Below are 15906 nucleotides of genomic sequence, written 5' to 3'. Positions count from 1 at the left end.
GTCGGTCACGATCGGCTCCCCGCAAGGTTCAAGGCGACGCGGCGTGCTTCGCGATTGAGGCCGTCGATGCGCGCGACCTCGGCCGCCGGAATGACGTATTCGTCATGGTCGCGCCAGGCGAAGACGACGAAGGTGGCGAAGGCGCCGATGCCGCCGAGGATGACCATCCACCAGATGTGCCAGATCAGCGCAAATCCCATCACGCTCGCAAAGAAGGCGCAGACAAAACCGGTCGGCGAGTTGCGCGGCATCTCGATGTCCCTGTAGTCGGGCTCGGCCGGCGCCAGAACCCGCTCGCGCGCATGCGCCTTCATTCGCCAATAGGCGTCCTCGCCGGTCACGTCGGGAGGAATCGCGAAATTGAACACCGGCGGCGGCGAGGCCGTCGCCCATTCCAGCGAGCGGCCGTCCCAGGGATCGCCGGTCACGTCACGCAGTTGCTCGCGATCGCGGATACTGGTCACGAGCTGCATGACCTGGCAGACGATCGCAACCAGGATCATGACGGCGCCAACACCCGCGATCATTAGCCACGGCCGCCACTCCGGCACGTCGTAGTGCTGCATGCGCCGCGTCATGCCGAGAAAGCCGACGGCGTAGAGCGGCATGAAGGAGACATAGAAGCCGGTCAGCCACAGCCAGAACGCCGCCTTGCCCCAGCCCTCATGCAGGCGAAAGCCGAAGGCCTTGGGAAACCAGTAGGTGTAGCCGGCGAACGCGCCGAACAGCACGCCGCCGATGATGACGTTATGGAAATGCGCCACCAGGAACAGGCTGTTATGCAGCAGGAAATCCGCCGGCGGCACGGCGACGAGAACGCCGGTGAGCCCGCCGATAATGAAGGTGATCATGAAGCCCATCGACCACATCATCGGCGTCGCGAAGCGGATGCGGCCGCCATACATCGTGAACAGCCAGTTGTAGATCTTCACGCCGGTCGGCACTGCGATGATCATGCTGGCGATGCCGAAGATCGCGTTGACCTCGGGTCCCGCGCCCATGGTGAAGAAATGATGCAGCCACACCGTAAAGGAGATGATGCAGATCGCCATGGTCGCCAGCACCATGGAGCGGTAGCCAAACAGCGGCTTGCCGGAGAATGTCGAAACGACTTCGGAAAAAATGCCGAAGGCCGGCAACACCAGGATGTAGACCTCGGGGTGCCCCCAGGCCCAGATCAGGTTCATGAACATCATGACGTTGCCGCCGGCTTCGTTGGTGAAGAAGTGGAAGCCGAAATAGCGGTCGAGGATCAGCATCGCGAGCGTTGCGGTGAGGATCGGAAACGCCGCGATGATCAGCAGATTCGAGGCCAGCGTGGTCCAGCAGAACATCGGCATGCGCAAATAGGTCATGCCTTTGGCGCGCAGCTTCAGCACGGTGGTGACGAGATTGATCCCGGCGACCAGCGTGCCGACCCCGGAAATCTCGAGCGACCAGAGATAGTAGTCGACACCGACGCCGGGCGAATAGGTCAGCTCCGACAGCGGCGGATAAGGCAGCCACCCGGTGCGCGCGAATTCGCCGACCACCAGCGAGATGTTGACGAGCAGTGCACCGGTCGCGGTCAGCCAGAACCCCACCGAATTGAGCGTCGGAAACGCCACGTCGCGCACGCCGAGCTGCAACGGCACCACGAGATTCATCAAGCCAATGACGAACGGCATAGCGACGAAGAATATCATGATGGTGCCGTGGGCCGAGAAGATCTGGTTGTAATGCTCGGGCGGCAGATAGCCTTGCGACTGGAAGGCGACCGCCTGCTGGCCACGCATCATGATGGCGTCGGAAAATCCGCGCAGCAGCATCACGGAGGCGAGCAGCGTGTACATGACGCCGATCCGCTTGTGATCCACACTCGTGATCCACTCACGCCAGAGATAAGGCAGATGGCCCGCGATCACGACCCAGGCGATCACGGCGAGCATAATGACGAGCACCGCCGCGCCCGTGATCAGCGGAATCGGCTGGCCGAAGGGAATGGCGGCCCAAGTCAATTTACCTAACACGGTAACTTACCTGACACTGGCGGCTCCACTCACGGGCTGCGGCTTGGCGGGATTGTCGGCGAGCTTCGGTCCAGGACCCGGCGGAATACGTTGACTAGCGATGTCATCGAACAAACGCGGGTCGGGCAGCCGATAGGTCGGCCGTCCAGTCTCGACGGACTGCTCTGCGAGCTGCTTGTAGGTGTCGGCGGTCAACGCGCTGCCGCTTTTCGCGGTCGCCTCGACCCAATTGGGGAAGTCGAGCGGCGAGACGACGTGGACGTCGAACATCATCTCCGGAAAGCCGTCACCGGAAAAATGCGCCGAGAGGCCCTTGGTATCGCCTTCCTGATCCGCACGCAGATTGAGATGCGTGACCATGCCGTTCATCGTGTAAATCATACTGCCGAGCTGCGGGATGAAAAAGACGTTCATCACGCTTGACGATGTCAGCTCCAGTTGCAGGGGCGCGCCGACCGGCACGGTGAGCGTATTGACGGTCGCAACCCGCTGGTCCGGATAGATGAAGAGCCATTTCCAGTCGAGCGAGACGACCTGCACCCTGACCGGGCTTCCGGTGCCAGCGACCGGCGCCGCAGGATCGAGCTGATGCGATCCGATCCAGGCGACACCACCGAGCAGGATGATGGTGAGCGTCGGGATCGACCACACCACAAGTTCGATCCGGCCGGAATGGGCGAAATCCGGCAGATAGAACGCGCGGCTGTTCGACTGGCGGAAGTAGTAGGCGAAGGCGATGATCGCGACGATCGTCGGCACGACGATCGCGAGCATGATCGCGATTGAATCGATGAGGATGACCTTCTCGGCGGCCGCGATCGGGCCTTGTGGAGCGAGAATATTCATCGGCGGGTCCGATTGTGACGACAACGGGAAGCCGTGTCGCCGGGTTAGGTTCCTGCCACGCGTGCATTGTTCTGACTGATGAGGCCCGGGGTCAAGCCAAAATTTGCCGATTCCGTCGATCAAGTGATGGCGCGACGCGTCACACGCTCGAAATAAAAATCACTTCGAGTTCGCACTCCTCGCGCAACGCGGACGGGACAACGGCCTGATCGGGACCGCGGCGCGTTCGGAGAGCAGCACATCATTATAGTAATGGATGACGGCGATATAGCTATCGGCATGGCCGCTGCGCGCCGTTGGAAAGCGCGGCGAGTTCTGCCATGCTAACGGCAACATAAGAAAATATTCGGAGACGCTTGCCATGGCCACCACCGTCGAAGTGCTCGCCGCCGCGTTCAAGGACGCCGGCACCCCGTTCATCGTCGGGCATCCCGGTGGGGAATCGGTGGAGTTGATGGAAGCCGCACGCCAACGCCAGATGCGCTTTCTCCTGATGAAGCAGGAAGTCGCCGGCGCGATGCTCGCCTCGACCTGGGGCGATCTCACCGGCAGTCCCGGCATCTGCCTTTCCACGCGCGGCCCCGGCGCGGCCAACATGGTCAATGGCGTGGCGCACGCCTTCCTCGATCGCTCGCCGCTGATCGCGATCACCGACACCTATTCGCGCCCCGTATTCGAGACTGGTCTGCGCCAGCGCATCAACCAGCAGGCGATCTATGAGCCGGTCGTGAAGTGGAGCACGGTCATCGACGCCAAGACGGTGCGTCAGCAGGTCCGCCGCGCCATGCGCACGGCGACCGCGACGCCGCCCGGCCCGGTGCATTTCGAGTTTCCACAAAGCGAGACCACGCGCGAGGCCGGCGAACTCGTGGCCGAGCCGCCGCTGACACCGAACTGGATCACGCCCGGGCCCGACCGCGCCGATCTGAAGCCAGCTTTGGACATGCTGAGCCGCGCCAGGCGCCCGATCCTGATCGCCGGCATGGGCGTCTACTGGTGCAAAGCATCAGCTGAATTCGTGAAGTTTGCCGAACATCTTGGCGCGCCGGTACTCACCACCACCAAATGCAAGGGCATGATCCCGGAGGATCACCCGTTGCGCGCAGGCTGCATCATCGGCGGACTGATCGAGCGCAAGCTGGTAGCCGAATCCGATCTCATCGTCACCGTCGGTCTCGACGCGGTCGAACTGCAACCGAAACCCTGGCCCTACACATTGCCGGTACTGTCGCTGTCCTCGGTGCCGAGCACGGATGCGCTGGTGCCGGCCGACCCGGAAATTATCGGCGATCTCAAGGCGCTGCTCGCGGGCCTTGCGCAATGGGCGCCGGAGGGCACGAGTTGGGGCGAGAAATCCGCGAAAACATTCCGCAGCGAAGTGCGCGATGCGCTCAACACGCCTGCCAAAGGCCTTTCGCCCCAACGGACGATGGAAGTCGCGCGCGCGATCCTGCCGCGCGACACCATTGCGACCTGCGACGCCGGCGCGAGCCGGCTTCTCGTCGTGCAGAAGTGGGAATCCTACGGCCCGCGTGAATTCCTTACCTCCAACGGCCTCGCCTCGATGGGCTATGCGGTGCCCGGCGCGCTCGCTGCCCGGATGGCCTATCCGGACCGGCCGATCGTTGCGTTCACCGGCGACGGCGGCTTCCTGATGACCGTCGCGGAACTACAGACCGCACAGATCGAGAAACTGCCGATCATCATCATCGTGTTCGACGACCAGGAAATCGGCCTGATCCGCGTCAAGCAGGAGATCAAGGGCATTCCGCGCAATGGGGTTGCGATCGGCGGCATCGACTGGGAGAAGCTCGCGCAATCCTTTGGCGCCGATGGCTGCACGGTCGAGACCGAACAGGCGTTCAGCAACGCATTGACCAGCGCGCTGAAGACGAAAAAGACCACCGTCATTGGCGTGCGGATCGATGCGTCAGGCTATGTCGCGCAGTTCAACGCGCTTCGAGAGCTGTGAGGCCTCTCAAAGCCCAGCGCGGATCTGCGACGTCCAGGCGGAAGCGGCCGCCGACAGGAAGCCGATATCCGACTGCGTCGTGATGAAGCGGCAGCCCTTCTTGATCAGCTCCAACTGACGCGCCGGATCGCGGTTGCCACCGCAGCCAGCGAAGATGCCGTTGGCGCGGCAGGCAGCAATCACGCGCTCCTGCGCTGCGACCAGTTCCGGATCGTCGAACTTTCCGGGCTTGCCCATATTGGCGAGCAGATCGTTGCTGCCGACATGCAGCACGTCGATGCCCTTGACGGCCGCGATCGCCTCGACATTGTTCAGGCCTTCGACGGTTTCGATCATGCAGACCAGAAGGCAGTTGTCGTTGAGCAACGGCACGCCGGCGGCAAGCGGCACCGAGCGATAATCAAAATGCGGATAGCCGCCGCTCACCGAGCGCTTGCCGAGCGGCGCGAACTTGCAAGTCTCCACCGCGCGCTTGGCCTCTTCGGCCGTATTGATATCGGGGTAGACGATGCCCATCGCGCCGTTATCGAGCAACAGCGAGACGTCGGGATCGTCGATGCCGCGCACGCGCACCAAGGGCGCAATCCCGCACGACATGGCGGTAGAGACGATGTGGCCGATGGTCTCGAGATTGAACAGCGAATGCTGGCAATCGATGAACAGGAAATCGTGGCCCGTCGATTTTGCGATTCTGGCGATATCGCCGGAACGGCCAAGCCGCACCGGCATGCCGAGGGCGACGTCACCGGCCTGCAACCGTTGCTTGATCGGGTGGACGAGTTTTTCCACGGCTGCCATCGCGTTCCTCAGGCGGCTTTCTAAGCTACTTGGCCGAGCGGCTGGCCACCGGCCAGCGCTTCCAGCAGTTGCGACGCCGCCAGCATGGAACTGCGCATCTGAGTTTCGACCGTGCCGGCGGCGGCATGCGGCGTTCCCACGAAGGTTGGCAGCGTCATCAGCGGATGATCCGACGTCGGCGGCTCGACCTCGAAGACGTCGAAACCGGCGCCAAACAACTTGCCCGACGAGATCGCCTGATAGAGCGCGGCCTCATTGACGATGCCGCCGCGCGAGGTGTTCACGACAATCGCCGTCGGCTTCATCAACGCCAGCCTGGCCGCGTCGATCATGTTGCGGCTTTCCGGGGTCAGCGGCAGATGCAGCGTCAGGATATCGACCTGCGGCAGCATTTCCTCGAGCGAAGCGGCGCGCTTGTGCGGCAGCTCGGACCAGCGGCTGGCGGGCACGTAAGGGTCGTAGCCAATGATGTTGGCGTCGAACGCCCCGCGCCATTTCCGCGCCACCAGCGTGCCGATGTTGCCCATGCCGACAATGCCGACCGTCTTCTGCCAGGATTCGTAACCGAGAAAGTCCGCGCGCTGAACCTTGCTACCGCCTCTTGTCATCCGGTCGAATTCCGTGACGCGCCGGACGGTGCTTAAGCCCAGCGACAACGCCATTTCGGCCACCGCCTCGCTGTTGACGCCCGGCGTTCTGCACACGGCAATTCCGCGGGCCTTTGCGGCTTCCAGGTCGATATTATCGATCCCGACACCTTGCTTGGAAATGACACGCAGCTTTTTGGCGCGCGCCATGTCATCTGCGGTGATTTTCTTGCCGCGAACCATCAATCCGGCGGCGTCTTCGTGCCAATTTTTGGCTCTCGGGTCATCCCACCGAATGACCTCCGCCTGCTTTTCGGCCAATTCGACGCCGCTCAGGTGAAATGCATCAAGCACATAAATCTTCATTCATCGTCTCCTAAGCGGCCAGCACTGTGCGGGGTCCGTTTTCAACTGCCGGCGAGTTCATGGCATTCCGGCATGTAGAGATCTTTCCATGATACGGGCTCGCGCTTCATGGTGCCGACCTTGTGCATGAAGCCGGCAAAGGTCATGGTTTGCTGCGGCGTGGTGGTCCAGATGTTGTCGGGATCGGAAATGAACTTGGTCATTTCCTCCTGATTGCTGCGCTTCTCGTTGGTGGTCTTGATATAGATCTCCGCGGCGTCGCCCGGGTTCTTGTTGATGAACTCCTCCGCCTCCGTCAGTGCTGCATGGACAGCCTGCGTCACCTTTGGGTTGGCATCATGGAAACGCCGGCTCATCAGCATCACGCCGTTGGTGCCGGGACCACCAAGCGTGTCGTAGGATTTGAGCACGTTGTGCACGCCCGACGTCGCGAGCTCGTAGTAGTAATAGGGCGCGACCGAGTAATGAGTGTCGATCTCGGCGGTCTTGGCGATGAGCGAGACCGCGGCGTCCGGATGCGAGCGCGTGATCGTGAAAGCATCCAGCCTGGCGTATTGATCGTCGCCCCATTCCTTCGCAGCCGCCATTTGCAGACAGATCGCCTGGCTCGACACCTTGATCGCGGGCACCGCGATCTTGTCCGCACTTGTGAAATCCTTGATCGTCTTGATCTCGGGCTTGTTGGTCACCAGCATGAACGGCATCGACTGCACGGCGGATAGCGCGCGCACTTCGTTGGGCGTGCCTGCAGTCTTGTCCCATAGCGTACAGAGGCTCGGCACGCCGGTAACGCCGAAATCCATCTGCCGGCTCAACAATGCATCGATCAGTGATTGCGTGCCGCCGAGGCTTTTGAATTCCGGCTTCAGCGAAGCGATACCAAGCCGGGCAGCGTGTTTCTGCACGAGCTGAAGCGAATCCATCACCATCAACGGCAGGTAAGGCAGGCCGTGCTGGCTGACGATCACGATGCTGGAGACTTCGTCGGCAAACGACGAGCGCATCAGCATCGGCGATGCGAGCGCCACCGGCGCGGCGGCGACCGCCTTGCAGAAATTCCGCCGGTGCAACATCACGGCTTTTCCTGATTTCGCACTGGCCGTCATTACGCCTGCATGCCCCAACGCTGGACGGTGCGCGCTTCGATCAGGCGGAACACACCGTTCTCGACTGCCAGTCCGATCAGGATGATCGTAAGCAGGCCCGCGAACACTTCCGGAATATCGAGCTGGTTCTTGCTCTCGAAGATGTACCAGCCGAGTCCGCCCTGCCCCGACGACACGCCGAACACGAGTTCGGCCGCGATCAGCGTGCGCCAGGCAAAGGCCCAGCCGATCTTCAAGCCGGCGAGAATGCTTGGGAACGCCGCCGGAATCAGAATCTGGCCGACAAAACGCAGGCCTTTCAAATTGTAGTTGCGTCCGACCATGCGCGCGGTCGTCGACACGCCGCGGAAGCCGGCGAGCATGTTGAGCGAAACCGCCCACATCACCGAATGCACCAAGACGAAGATCAGGCTGCCATTGCCGAGACCGAACCAGATCAGCGCCAGCGGCAACAGCGCGATCGCCGGCAGCGGATTGAACATCGCGGTCATGGTGTCGAGAAAGTCCGTGCCGATCTTGCTGGAGATGGCGAACACCGTCAGCAATCCCGCGAGCACGGTGCCGGCGGCAAAGCCGATCAGCAGCACCTCGATCGAGCTCAGCGCGCGCTTCGGAATGGTGCCGTTGGCGACGTCGGCGATCAATGCCCGCACCGCTGCGCTGAACGGCGGCACCAGCAACGGATTGTCGAGCCAGCGGCCGTAAAGCTCCCAGGCCAGCGCCAGCACGACGAGGATCGCGAGCTTGCGCAGCCAGACCTTGTTGTAGATCTGCTCGGCGAGCGTCAGCGGCTTCTCGATGATGCCGAACTGATCGGGGCCGAGCGTCTCGCAGTAAATGTTCGGACGTTCACTCGCCTGAAGCATTGGATGCCTTCTTGATCTGGTCGGCGAACAGCATGTCGTGAATTTCGCGCCCCAGCGCCGTGGCCTCGTTGGAATTCTCCTGACCGCGCGGCACGCTGTTGATCTCGGCCTTGACCTGGCCCGGATGCGGCGAGAGCAGCAAAATGCGGTTGCCGAGCTTGATCGCTTCGGGGATCGAGTGCGTGACGAACAGCACCGTGAAACGCGTCTCGTCCCACAGCGCCAGCAGTTCGTCCTGCATGCGCGAGCGGGTCAGCGCGTCGAGTGCGGCGAACGGCTCATCCATCAAAAGAATATCCGGCTCCATCGCCATGCCGCGCGCGATTGCGACCCGCTGCTTCATGCCGCCGGACAACATGTGGGGATAGCTGTGGGCGAAGTCCGCGAGCTTGACCTTCTCGAGGTACTGCATCGCGCGATCGATGGCGGCCTTTCCGCTCAGCGCGCCGGTGGTCTTGAGCGGAAAGGTGACGTTTTCCAGCACCGTCTTCCACGGCAGCAACTGATCGAATTCCTGAAACACCATCATCCGGTCGGGGCCGGGTTTCGTGATCCGTTCGCCCTTCAGCGTGATCTCGCCTTCGGTTGGCGTCAGATAGCCGCCGACGGCCTTCAGCAAGGTCGACTTGCCGCAGCCGGAGGGGCCGACCACGACAAAGCGATCGCCTTGCAGCACACTGAAAGAAACGCGATAAGTCGCGGTGATGAGATGCGCCTGCGTCTTGTAACGCATGGTGACGCCGCGTACGTCGAGCAGCCGCTGCCCCGCCTCGCTTTCAGGCGCTGCACGGCCACGCGGCGCCGCGGACGCCGATGGTAGTCTTGTGTCCGGGGTCGTTTTTGACGCGAGTGCAGGACCTCCCGTCATCCGCTCTTTCCTCCCGAGGGCCGCTTTTTTCTTGAGACTTCGCTACACTAGCCCATAACTGTCCAATAACAATTTGGCCGGTTTCCATAACTCTGTCTATTGGCTCGGCTCCGCGGCAATGACTTTGCCCAGATGGCCGATGAATTCGTTCATGATCTTGGATTGCGGTGCGGTCTTGTGCCGGATCAACAATGTTTTGATGTCGATGCGCGGCTTGAGTGGCCGGATCACAATGCCGGGCAGTCCCATCGAGGTGACAAGCAACGGTTCCACCAGCGCGACGCCCGCGCCATGGCGCGCCAGCATGATACCGGTGAGCGAAAGGCTCACCTGCGCGACGATGTTCGGCACGATGCCGGCGGCGCTCAGCGCGCGATCGACATAGATGCGCGACAGCGCCTGCGGCAGATAGGTGATGATCGAATAGGGCTCCAGATCCTTGACCGCGACTTCCTTGCGGCGGGCGAGCGGGTGGCCTGCCGGCATCACACAGGCGATTCCGGTGCGCATGAGGACTCTGGTTTCGACTTCCGAACTGACGACCGGCTCGTAGGCGATGCCCAATTCGACCTCGCGATGCACGACGCGGTCGAGCACCTGCGGCGAAGTCAGTGATTGCAGCGCAACACGCACGTTCGGCCGTTCGGCGACAAAGGTCGCGACCGCTTTCGCCAGATAGCCGTTGGCGATCGGGAAGGCGGCGGCGATCGAGAGCGTACCGAGACGGCCGCCGACCAGGTCCTGCGTCAGCGCATTGACCGCGTCGACCCGGCCGAAAATCGCATCGACTTCAGGAAAGATCGCCTTCGCCTCCGCCGTCGGCTGCAACCGGCCCGATACGCGGGCGAACAGCTTCATCCTGAGTTGGCTTTCGCAGTGCTTGAGGATGGCGCTGACTGCCGGCTGCGTCACATTGAGAGCGCGCGCGGCGCCGGTCACCGAACCGGTGCGCATGATGGCGTGGAAGACTTCCATATGCCGCAGATTCATGGGTCGACGAGCGTTTCCCCTGGGTCGTTTGAGAACACATAAGCAGAGCTTATGGACCATGCCAAGGTCCTGATTGGACGCCGTCGCGCATCCCCGCCCAAACTCATCGCCAACAAAAAGAAATCGAGGAAACGCATGAGGTCGAAGGACACGGTGCGTGTCGGCTCCGGCGCAGGAACATCTGACGACCGGATGGTGCCTGCGCTGGAACTCGCCGAACGGGGCGACATCGACTACCTCGTCTTCGAATGCCTCGCCGAGCGGACGGTGTCTCGGGAAAACCTGTCACGCAGCAAGGACCCCAATCAAGGCTATGCGCCATCGCTGCACGCGCGCCTGCGCATGGTGCTGCCGACCTGCATCAAGAAGAACATCCGCATCGTCAGCAATATGGGCGCGGCCAATCCGGTCGGCGGAGCGCGCGCGGCGCGCAAGGAAGCCGCCGAACTCGGCCTCGGCGATGTTCCCGTCGCTGTCGTGCTCGGCGACGACGTCTCGAGCCTCGTTCAGCACAAGGGCGAGTTGCGGCTGATCGAAAACGGCGAGCCGCTGGAATCGATCCTGCCAAAGATGATTTCGGCGAACGCCTATCTCGGCGCCGATGTCGTGTGCGAGGCGCTCAATACCGGCGCCCCGATCGTGCTGTCCGGCCGCGTTGCCGATCCCTCGCTGTTCCTGGCGCCGATGATGCACGAATTCGGCTGGGCCTATGACGATCTGCCGAAGATCGCGCAAGGCACCGCGGCGGGCCACCTGCTCGAATGCACGGCGTCGGCGACCGGCGGCTGCTTCGGTTGGCCCGGCAAGAAGGACGTGCCCGATCTCGCCCGCAACGGCTTTCCGTTCGCCGACGTAAAGGCAGATGGCTCCATCGTGATCAGCAAGACGCCGGATACCGGCGGGCGCCTCGACGTGATGACCTGCACCGAGCAGTTGATATACGAGATCCACGATCCGACCGCCTACATCACGCCGGACTGCGTGCTAGACATCTCCACGATCGCGCTCACGCAGGAAGCTTCCGACCGCGTGCGGCTCGCGAACGCCACCGCCCGGCCGGCGACGCCGACCTATAAAGTAAACGTCGGCTATGCCGACGGTTATATCGGCGAGGGCGAAGTGTCCTATGGCGGCATCGACGCGGTCGCACGCGCCAAATGGGCCGCCGAGATCGTCAAGGAGCGCTTGAGGCTGCAAGGTTTCACTTACGACGATTTCCGCGTCGATCTGATCGGCATGTCGAGCCTGCACGATGATCTCGCCAGCCGGCCCGAGCCCTATGAGGTCCGCCTGCGGATGGCCGGCCGCACCCATAATCGAAAGGCGGCGCACGCCATCGGCTTCGAGGTCCGCGCCCTGCACATGCACGGACCGGGCGGCGCCGGAGGCGCCTGCGAACCACGGGTGCGTGACGTGCTCGCCGTCAAGTCGGTGCTGCTGCCGAAAAACACGGTCAATCCGCAAGTGGTCGTGGAGGGCTCACTGTGAGCGTCCGCGTCTATGACCTCGCCCACTCCCGCGCCGGCGACAAGGGCAACACCTCGAACATCTCGGTGATCTGCTACGACGCCAAACACTGGGAGTTCCTCGAACGCGAACTGACGATCGAGCGCGTCGCGCAGGCATTTCGTCATATCGCCAAGGGGCCGATCCGGCGTTATCCTCTGCGCAATCTCAAGGCGTTCAATTTTGTGATCGATAACGCACTCGCCGGCGGCGTCACGATCTCGCTGGCGCAGGACATCCACGGCAAGAGCTACAGCAACGTGATGCTGGCGATCGAATTGCCGGACCCGAAATGAACAAGGAGTTGATTTCGTGAAGGCGAACGGGGTCGTCCGCACTATCGTCAAGGAAAAGCTCGCGCGCGGCGAGGTCGTGTCGTCGATGACCATTCGGCTGGTGCGCGGCGTCGAAATCGCGCGGATGGCGGCGACCGCCGGCTTCGACATGATCTATGTCGACCTCGAACATTCGACGCTGACGCTGGAGGCAACCGGCCAGATTTGCCAGGCGGCGTTAAGCGCCGGCGTGACGCCGATGGTGCGCGTTCCCGCCAACACGCCGGAATATATCCAGCGCGTGCTCGATGCCGGCGCGCTCGGCATCATCGCTCCCGGCGTGCGATCGGCCGAGGAAGCGCGCGCCGTGGTCGCGGCCGCGAAATATGCCCCGCTTGGCGAACGCGGCGCCGGCGGCGCGCTGCCGCATCTGGAATACCGCCCGTTTCCATCAGCCGAAGCGAACGTCGCCATCAACGACGCCACCATGGTGATCGTGCAGTTCGAGTCCGCAGAGGCAGTTGAGAAGGCCGAAGAGATCGCCGCCGTCGAAGGCGTCGACATGGTCTTGATCGGCGTCAACGATCTGCTCGCCGATCTTAATCTCGCTGGCCAGTTCGAGCATCCCAGGGTGCGCGAGGCCTATGCGCGGGCGATTGCGGCCTGCCGCAAATACGGCAAGCATGTCGGTGTCGGCGGGCTCTCGACCCGGCCGAAACTCGCCGCCGAGTTCATCGCCATGGGCGCGCGCCTGCTCTCGACCGGAACCGACATCCAGTTTCTGTTCGCCGCCATGAATGAGAAGGCCAAGCAGGTCCGCGAGATTTCCGTGACATGATGGTTTCGCGCAAAATTCTGGTGACGATGACGCTGATGGCCCTGGCTATCACCAGTGCCGCGCAGGCCGAAGTCAGCAAGGTGCGCGTATCGCGGCAATTCGGCCTGCCTTATTTGCCGATGATCGTCATCGAGGACCGGCATCTCCTGGAAAAGAACGCCAAGGCCGCCGGCCTCGAGGTCACGGTGGAATGGTCGCAGCGCGCCGGCCCCGCCGCCGACCTCGATGCGCTGCTGGCAGGCCAGGCCGATTTCATCGGACCGGGCATCCCGACCTTGGCGACCGTCTGGGACAAGACGGTGGGCACGCCGCAGGAAGTCCGCGCACTGATCGCGATGCAGTCGATGCCTTACGTGCTGGTGACGCGCAATCCGGCGATCAAAACTATCGCCGACTTCACCGACAAGGACAAGATCGCGTTGCCCGCGGTCAAGCTGACCGGGCACGCCATCGCGCTCGAGATGGAAGCAGCAAAGGTCTGGGGCGCGGATCAATATAACAAGCTCGATTCCATCACGATTACACGCTCGCATGCCGACGCCGCGGCCGCGTTGATGTCGAACCAGTCGGAGATCGACGCGCATTTCGCCAGCGCGCCGTTCTATTACTACGAACTGGCGACGCCGGGAATTCATCAGGTGCTGAAGTCCTACGACACACTTGGCGCCAAGCACACCAACGGCGTGCTCTTGACAGCCAAGAAGTTCCACGACGCCAATCCAAAACTATGCGCGGCTGTCGTCGCCGCATTCGAGGAGGCGGACGCCTTCATCAAGGCGCATCCGCGCGAGGCCGCGCAAATCTATCTGGATGTGACCAAGGACAAGATCGCGCTCGATCAGCTTGAGAAGATGGTCGCCGATCCCGACGTTGACTACACCACGACGCCGATCAACCTGATGAAGATCGTTGACTTCATGCACGAAGTCGGACGCATCAAGAAAAAGCCGGCTTCGTGGAAGGACCTGTTCTTCCCCGAAGCCCATGGACTGAACGGCAGCTGAGCGAGCGGCGATGACATCTGCACAGACAACACATACAGACGCGACGACCGGCCCGTTTTATGTCGATGCCGAGGCGGCAGAGGCCTTTGGAAGGCGTCTTCTGGTCGCGCACGATCTGCCGAAGGAAGACGCAGGCACAGTGGCGCGCTGCCTGGTGAAAGCGGATCTGCGCGGCGTCGATACCCACGGCCTGCAAACCCTGCCACACTATCTCGATCGCGTGCGTCGCGGCCTGATCAATCCGCGGCCGAATTTGAAGGTGGAACGCGTCACGCCGATGGCCGGCTCGCTGGACGGCGAAAATGCCTTCGGCTTCGTGGTCGCGACCAAGGGCATGGCGGAAGCGATCGAGATGGCGCGCGAGTTCGGCGTCGGCATCGTCTCGGCGCGCCGCAGCACGCATTTCGGCGCGGCCTGCAACTACGCCCTGCAGGCGATGGACGCGGGCTTTATCGGCATCGTTTTCACCAATGCGTCGCGGGCGATGCCGCCATGGGGCGGCCGTGAAGGCCTGCTCGGCACCAGTCCGATTGCGGTCGCGGCGCCTGCGGGGCTCGAAACCCCGTTTGACCTGGATATGTCGCCGGCCGTTGCCGCACGCGGGAAAATCCGCCGGGCGGCGCGTCGCGGCCAGCAAATCCCGCTCGGCTATGCCCTCGACGCCAAGGGCCGACGGACCACCGACCCGAACGCCGCGCTTGACGGCGGCACGGTGCAGCCGATCGGCGGCCCAAAGGGTTCCGCGCTCGCGATGCTGATGGACGTGATGGGCGGCGTCATCTCAGGCGCGGCATTCGCCGGCGACGTGCGCAACCATTTCGAGGATTACGAAGCTCCGCAGAACGTCGGCCACTTCATTATGGCGATGAAGCCTGATCTGTTCGTCAGCCGCGATGAATATATGCGGCGCATGGATACGCTGGCGAAGCGCGTCCACCTTAATCCAACCGCGGAAGGATTTGACGAGGTGATCATGCCGGGCGAACGCGAGCGCCGACTGGAAGCCCAGCATCGCCGCACCGGCGTTCCCTTCCACGCCAGGGAAGTGGCCGCGTTGCAGGAAGCCGCTGCCAAAGCTGGCTTGCCGCCGTTGCCGGTTTCCAACAAGCCGCTGGGCTAGGCCGGGACGCTAAGACCATGACGCGACCCATCCGAGTCATGATCGTGCTGCCGGAGAACAACACCACCATCGAACCGGAAATTGCCGCGCTGTGCCCGGCGCTCGCGCCCCTTGCGGTTGCCCGCGTCAAGCGTCCGCCGCGCACATTGTTGCTCGAAGACCTGCCGGCCTATGCCGAGGCGACGCTGGACGCCATCGCGCCGTTTACTGACCAGCCATTTGAAAACAAGCCTCCTTCGAACGAGCCTTGGGACCTCGTGATCTATGGCTGCACCGCCGCCGGATTCCTCGGCGGCCCCGACAGCAATGCGCGCATGGTCGAACGCCTGCGCGAGCGTACCGGCGCTGTCGTCGTCAGCACTGCGGGCGCCATGGTCGACGTGCTGCGCGAAGACAATGTGACCGAGACTGCCGTCGTGACGCCCTATCTTGCGCCGGTCAATGACGGCCTGCGACGTTATCTTGAGGCCTCCGGCATTCAGGTCGAGACCCTGAACAGTTTCCTCTGCAAGACGACGGCCGAACTCGGGGCCATCACCGAGGATCAGGTGCTGGAACTGTCTCGGCAGACCGTGACACCATCGAGCAAAAGTCTTTTCGTGGCCTGTTCGCAACTGCCGACGCTGCGCGCGATCCTGCAATTGCGCCGCGATTTTCGTATTCCCGTATGGTCGTCGATCCGGGCAACGGCCTGGGCGGGAGCCAAAGCGATGACGGCGAACGGCCTTGCGGCGCAACTCGAAACCACGATGTGA

The 15906-nt window shown here is 62.7% G+C and carries 15 protein-coding genes; 7 read left to right on the top strand and 8 right to left on the bottom strand.

Annotated elements, in window-relative coordinates:
• Positions 1-5 precede the first annotated feature (5 nt).
• Both cyoB and BUA38_RS14835 read right to left on the bottom strand, forming a co-directional pair.
• Entirely contained in the window at positions 6-2009 is a 2004-nt protein-coding gene (gene cyoB / locus BUA38_RS14840; protein ID WP_072818764.1) for a cytochrome o ubiquinol oxidase subunit I, read from the bottom strand.
• Positions 2010-2015: 6 nt separating this feature from the next.
• Positions 2016-2855 carry a cytochrome ubiquinol oxidase subunit II gene (locus tag BUA38_RS14835; protein ID WP_072818762.1) on the bottom strand — a complete coding sequence of 280 codons (840 nt, stop codon included), beginning with the start codon at positions 2853-2855 and terminating at the stop codon, positions 2016-2018.
• Positions 2856-3216: 361 nt separating this feature from the next.
• Here BUA38_RS14835 and BUA38_RS14825 point away from each other — a divergent pair, with 361 nt between their 5' ends.
• On the top strand, positions 3217-4827 hold the full coding sequence (locus BUA38_RS14825) for a thiamine pyrophosphate-binding protein (RefSeq protein ID WP_072818758.1): 1611 nt from the start codon (positions 3217-3219) through the stop codon (positions 4825-4827).
• Positions 4828-4833: 6 nt separating this feature from the next.
• On the opposite strand, the gene BUA38_RS14820 is transcribed toward BUA38_RS14825, so the two are convergent.
• The 6 genes from BUA38_RS14820 to BUA38_RS14795 form a co-directional block, all read right to left on the bottom strand.
• Positions 4834-5625, bottom strand: coding sequence for an HpcH/HpaI aldolase family protein (locus BUA38_RS14820; protein WP_072818756.1), 792 nt, complete (start codon positions 5623-5625; stop codon positions 4834-4836).
• A 20-nt stretch (positions 5626-5645) separates the two neighbouring features.
• Positions 5646-6578 (bottom strand): hydroxyacid dehydrogenase, encoded by a 933-nt coding sequence (locus tag BUA38_RS14815; RefSeq protein ID WP_072818754.1) that lies wholly within the window; start codon positions 6576-6578, stop codon positions 5646-5648.
• 41 nt (positions 6579-6619) lie between these two features.
• On the bottom strand, positions 6620-7651 hold the full coding sequence (locus BUA38_RS14810; RefSeq protein WP_072818752.1) for an ABC transporter substrate-binding protein: 1032 nt from the start codon (positions 7649-7651) through the stop codon (positions 6620-6622).
• A 32-nt stretch (positions 7652-7683) separates the two neighbouring features.
• The gene (locus BUA38_RS14805) at positions 7684-8550 is read right to left on the bottom strand and encodes an ABC transporter permease (RefSeq protein ID WP_072818750.1); all 867 of its coding nucleotides are present in this window, start codon (positions 8548-8550) and stop codon (positions 7684-7686) included.
• Positions 8534-9283, bottom strand: a complete 750-nt coding sequence (locus BUA38_RS14800; protein ID WP_072818748.1) for an ABC transporter ATP-binding protein — start codon at positions 9281-9283, stop codon at positions 8534-8536. The genes BUA38_RS14805 and BUA38_RS14800 overlap by 17 nt, the downstream gene beginning before the upstream one ends.
• Before the next feature lie 231 nt (positions 9284-9514).
• The gene (locus tag BUA38_RS14795; RefSeq protein WP_072818747.1) at positions 9515-10408 is read right to left on the bottom strand and encodes a LysR family transcriptional regulator; all 894 of its coding nucleotides are present in this window, start codon (positions 10406-10408) and stop codon (positions 9515-9517) included.
• A gap of 135 nt (positions 10409-10543) precedes the next feature.
• On the opposite strand from BUA38_RS14795, the gene BUA38_RS14790 reads away from it, so the two are divergent.
• The 6 genes from BUA38_RS14790 to BUA38_RS14765 are packed head-to-tail and all read left to right on the top strand — an operon-like array spanning position 10544 to position 15906.
• Positions 10544-11896, top strand: coding sequence for an acyclic terpene utilization AtuA family protein (locus BUA38_RS14790; RefSeq protein ID WP_072826127.1), 1353 nt, complete (start codon positions 10544-10546; stop codon positions 11894-11896).
• Complete coding sequence (locus BUA38_RS14785; protein WP_072818745.1) at positions 11893-12210, top strand: AtuA-related protein; 318 nt, start codon at positions 11893-11895, stop codon at positions 12208-12210. Before BUA38_RS14790 ends, BUA38_RS14785 begins: the two co-directional genes overlap by 4 nt.
• 16 nt (positions 12211-12226) lie before the next feature.
• Complete coding sequence (locus BUA38_RS14780; RefSeq protein ID WP_072818743.1) at positions 12227-13027, top strand: HpcH/HpaI aldolase family protein; 801 nt, start codon at positions 12227-12229, stop codon at positions 13025-13027.
• Positions 13024-14031 (top strand): ABC transporter substrate-binding protein, encoded by a 1008-nt coding sequence (locus BUA38_RS14775; protein ID WP_072818741.1) that lies wholly within the window; start codon positions 13024-13026, stop codon positions 14029-14031. Before BUA38_RS14780 ends, BUA38_RS14775 begins: the two co-directional genes overlap by 4 nt.
• Positions 14032-14041: 10 nt before the next feature.
• Complete coding sequence (locus BUA38_RS14770) at positions 14042-15151, top strand: Ldh family oxidoreductase (RefSeq protein ID WP_072818739.1); 1110 nt, start codon at positions 14042-14044, stop codon at positions 15149-15151.
• Between the two features lie 17 nt (positions 15152-15168).
• Positions 15169-15906, top strand: a complete 738-nt coding sequence (locus BUA38_RS14765; protein ID WP_156898529.1) for a maleate cis-trans isomerase family protein — start codon at positions 15169-15171, stop codon at positions 15904-15906.

Origin of the sequence: Bradyrhizobium erythrophlei (assembly GCF_900142985.1) — a bacterium.
Lineage (GTDB): Bacteria > Pseudomonadota > Alphaproteobacteria > Rhizobiales > Xanthobacteraceae > Bradyrhizobium > Bradyrhizobium erythrophlei_B.
This window is presented reverse-complemented; position numbering and strand designations above follow the sequence as displayed.

Excerpts from the sequence above, each read along its gene's own strand:
- BUA38_RS14825 (WP_072818758.1), top strand. The coding sequence starts at position 3,217 with ATGGCCACCACCGTCGAAGTGCTCGCCGCCGCGTTCAAGGACGCCGGC.
- BUA38_RS14815 (WP_072818754.1), bottom strand. The coding sequence starts at position 6,578 with ATGAAGATTTATGTGCTTGATGCATTTCACCTGAGCGGCGTCGAATTG.
- BUA38_RS14805 (WP_072818750.1), bottom strand. The coding sequence starts at position 8,550 with ATGCTTCAGGCGAGTGAACGTCCGAACATTTACTGCGAGACGCTCGGC.
- BUA38_RS14770 (WP_072818739.1), top strand. The coding sequence starts at position 14,042 with ATGACATCTGCACAGACAACACATACAGACGCGACGACCGGCCCGTTT.
- BUA38_RS14835 (WP_072818762.1), bottom strand. The coding sequence starts at position 2,855 with ATGAATATTCTCGCTCCACAAGGCCCGATCGCGGCCGCCGAGAAGGTC.
- BUA38_RS14820 (WP_072818756.1), bottom strand. The coding sequence starts at position 5,625 with ATGGCAGCCGTGGAAAAACTCGTCCACCCGATCAAGCAACGGTTGCAG.
- BUA38_RS14775 (WP_072818741.1), top strand. The coding sequence starts at position 13,024 with ATGATGGTTTCGCGCAAAATTCTGGTGACGATGACGCTGATGGCCCTG.
- BUA38_RS14810 (WP_072818752.1), bottom strand. The coding sequence starts at position 7,651 with ATGTTGCACCGGCGGAATTTCTGCAAGGCGGTCGCCGCCGCGCCGGTG.
- BUA38_RS14765 (WP_156898529.1), top strand. The coding sequence starts at position 15,169 with ATGACGCGACCCATCCGAGTCATGATCGTGCTGCCGGAGAACAACACC.
- BUA38_RS14790 (WP_072826127.1), top strand. The coding sequence starts at position 10,544 with ATGAGGTCGAAGGACACGGTGCGTGTCGGCTCCGGCGCAGGAACATCT.
- BUA38_RS14800 (WP_072818748.1), bottom strand. The coding sequence starts at position 9,283 with ATGCGTTACAAGACGCAGGCGCATCTCATCACCGCGACTTATCGCGTT.
- BUA38_RS14795 (WP_072818747.1), bottom strand. The coding sequence starts at position 10,408 with ATGAATCTGCGGCATATGGAAGTCTTCCACGCCATCATGCGCACCGGT.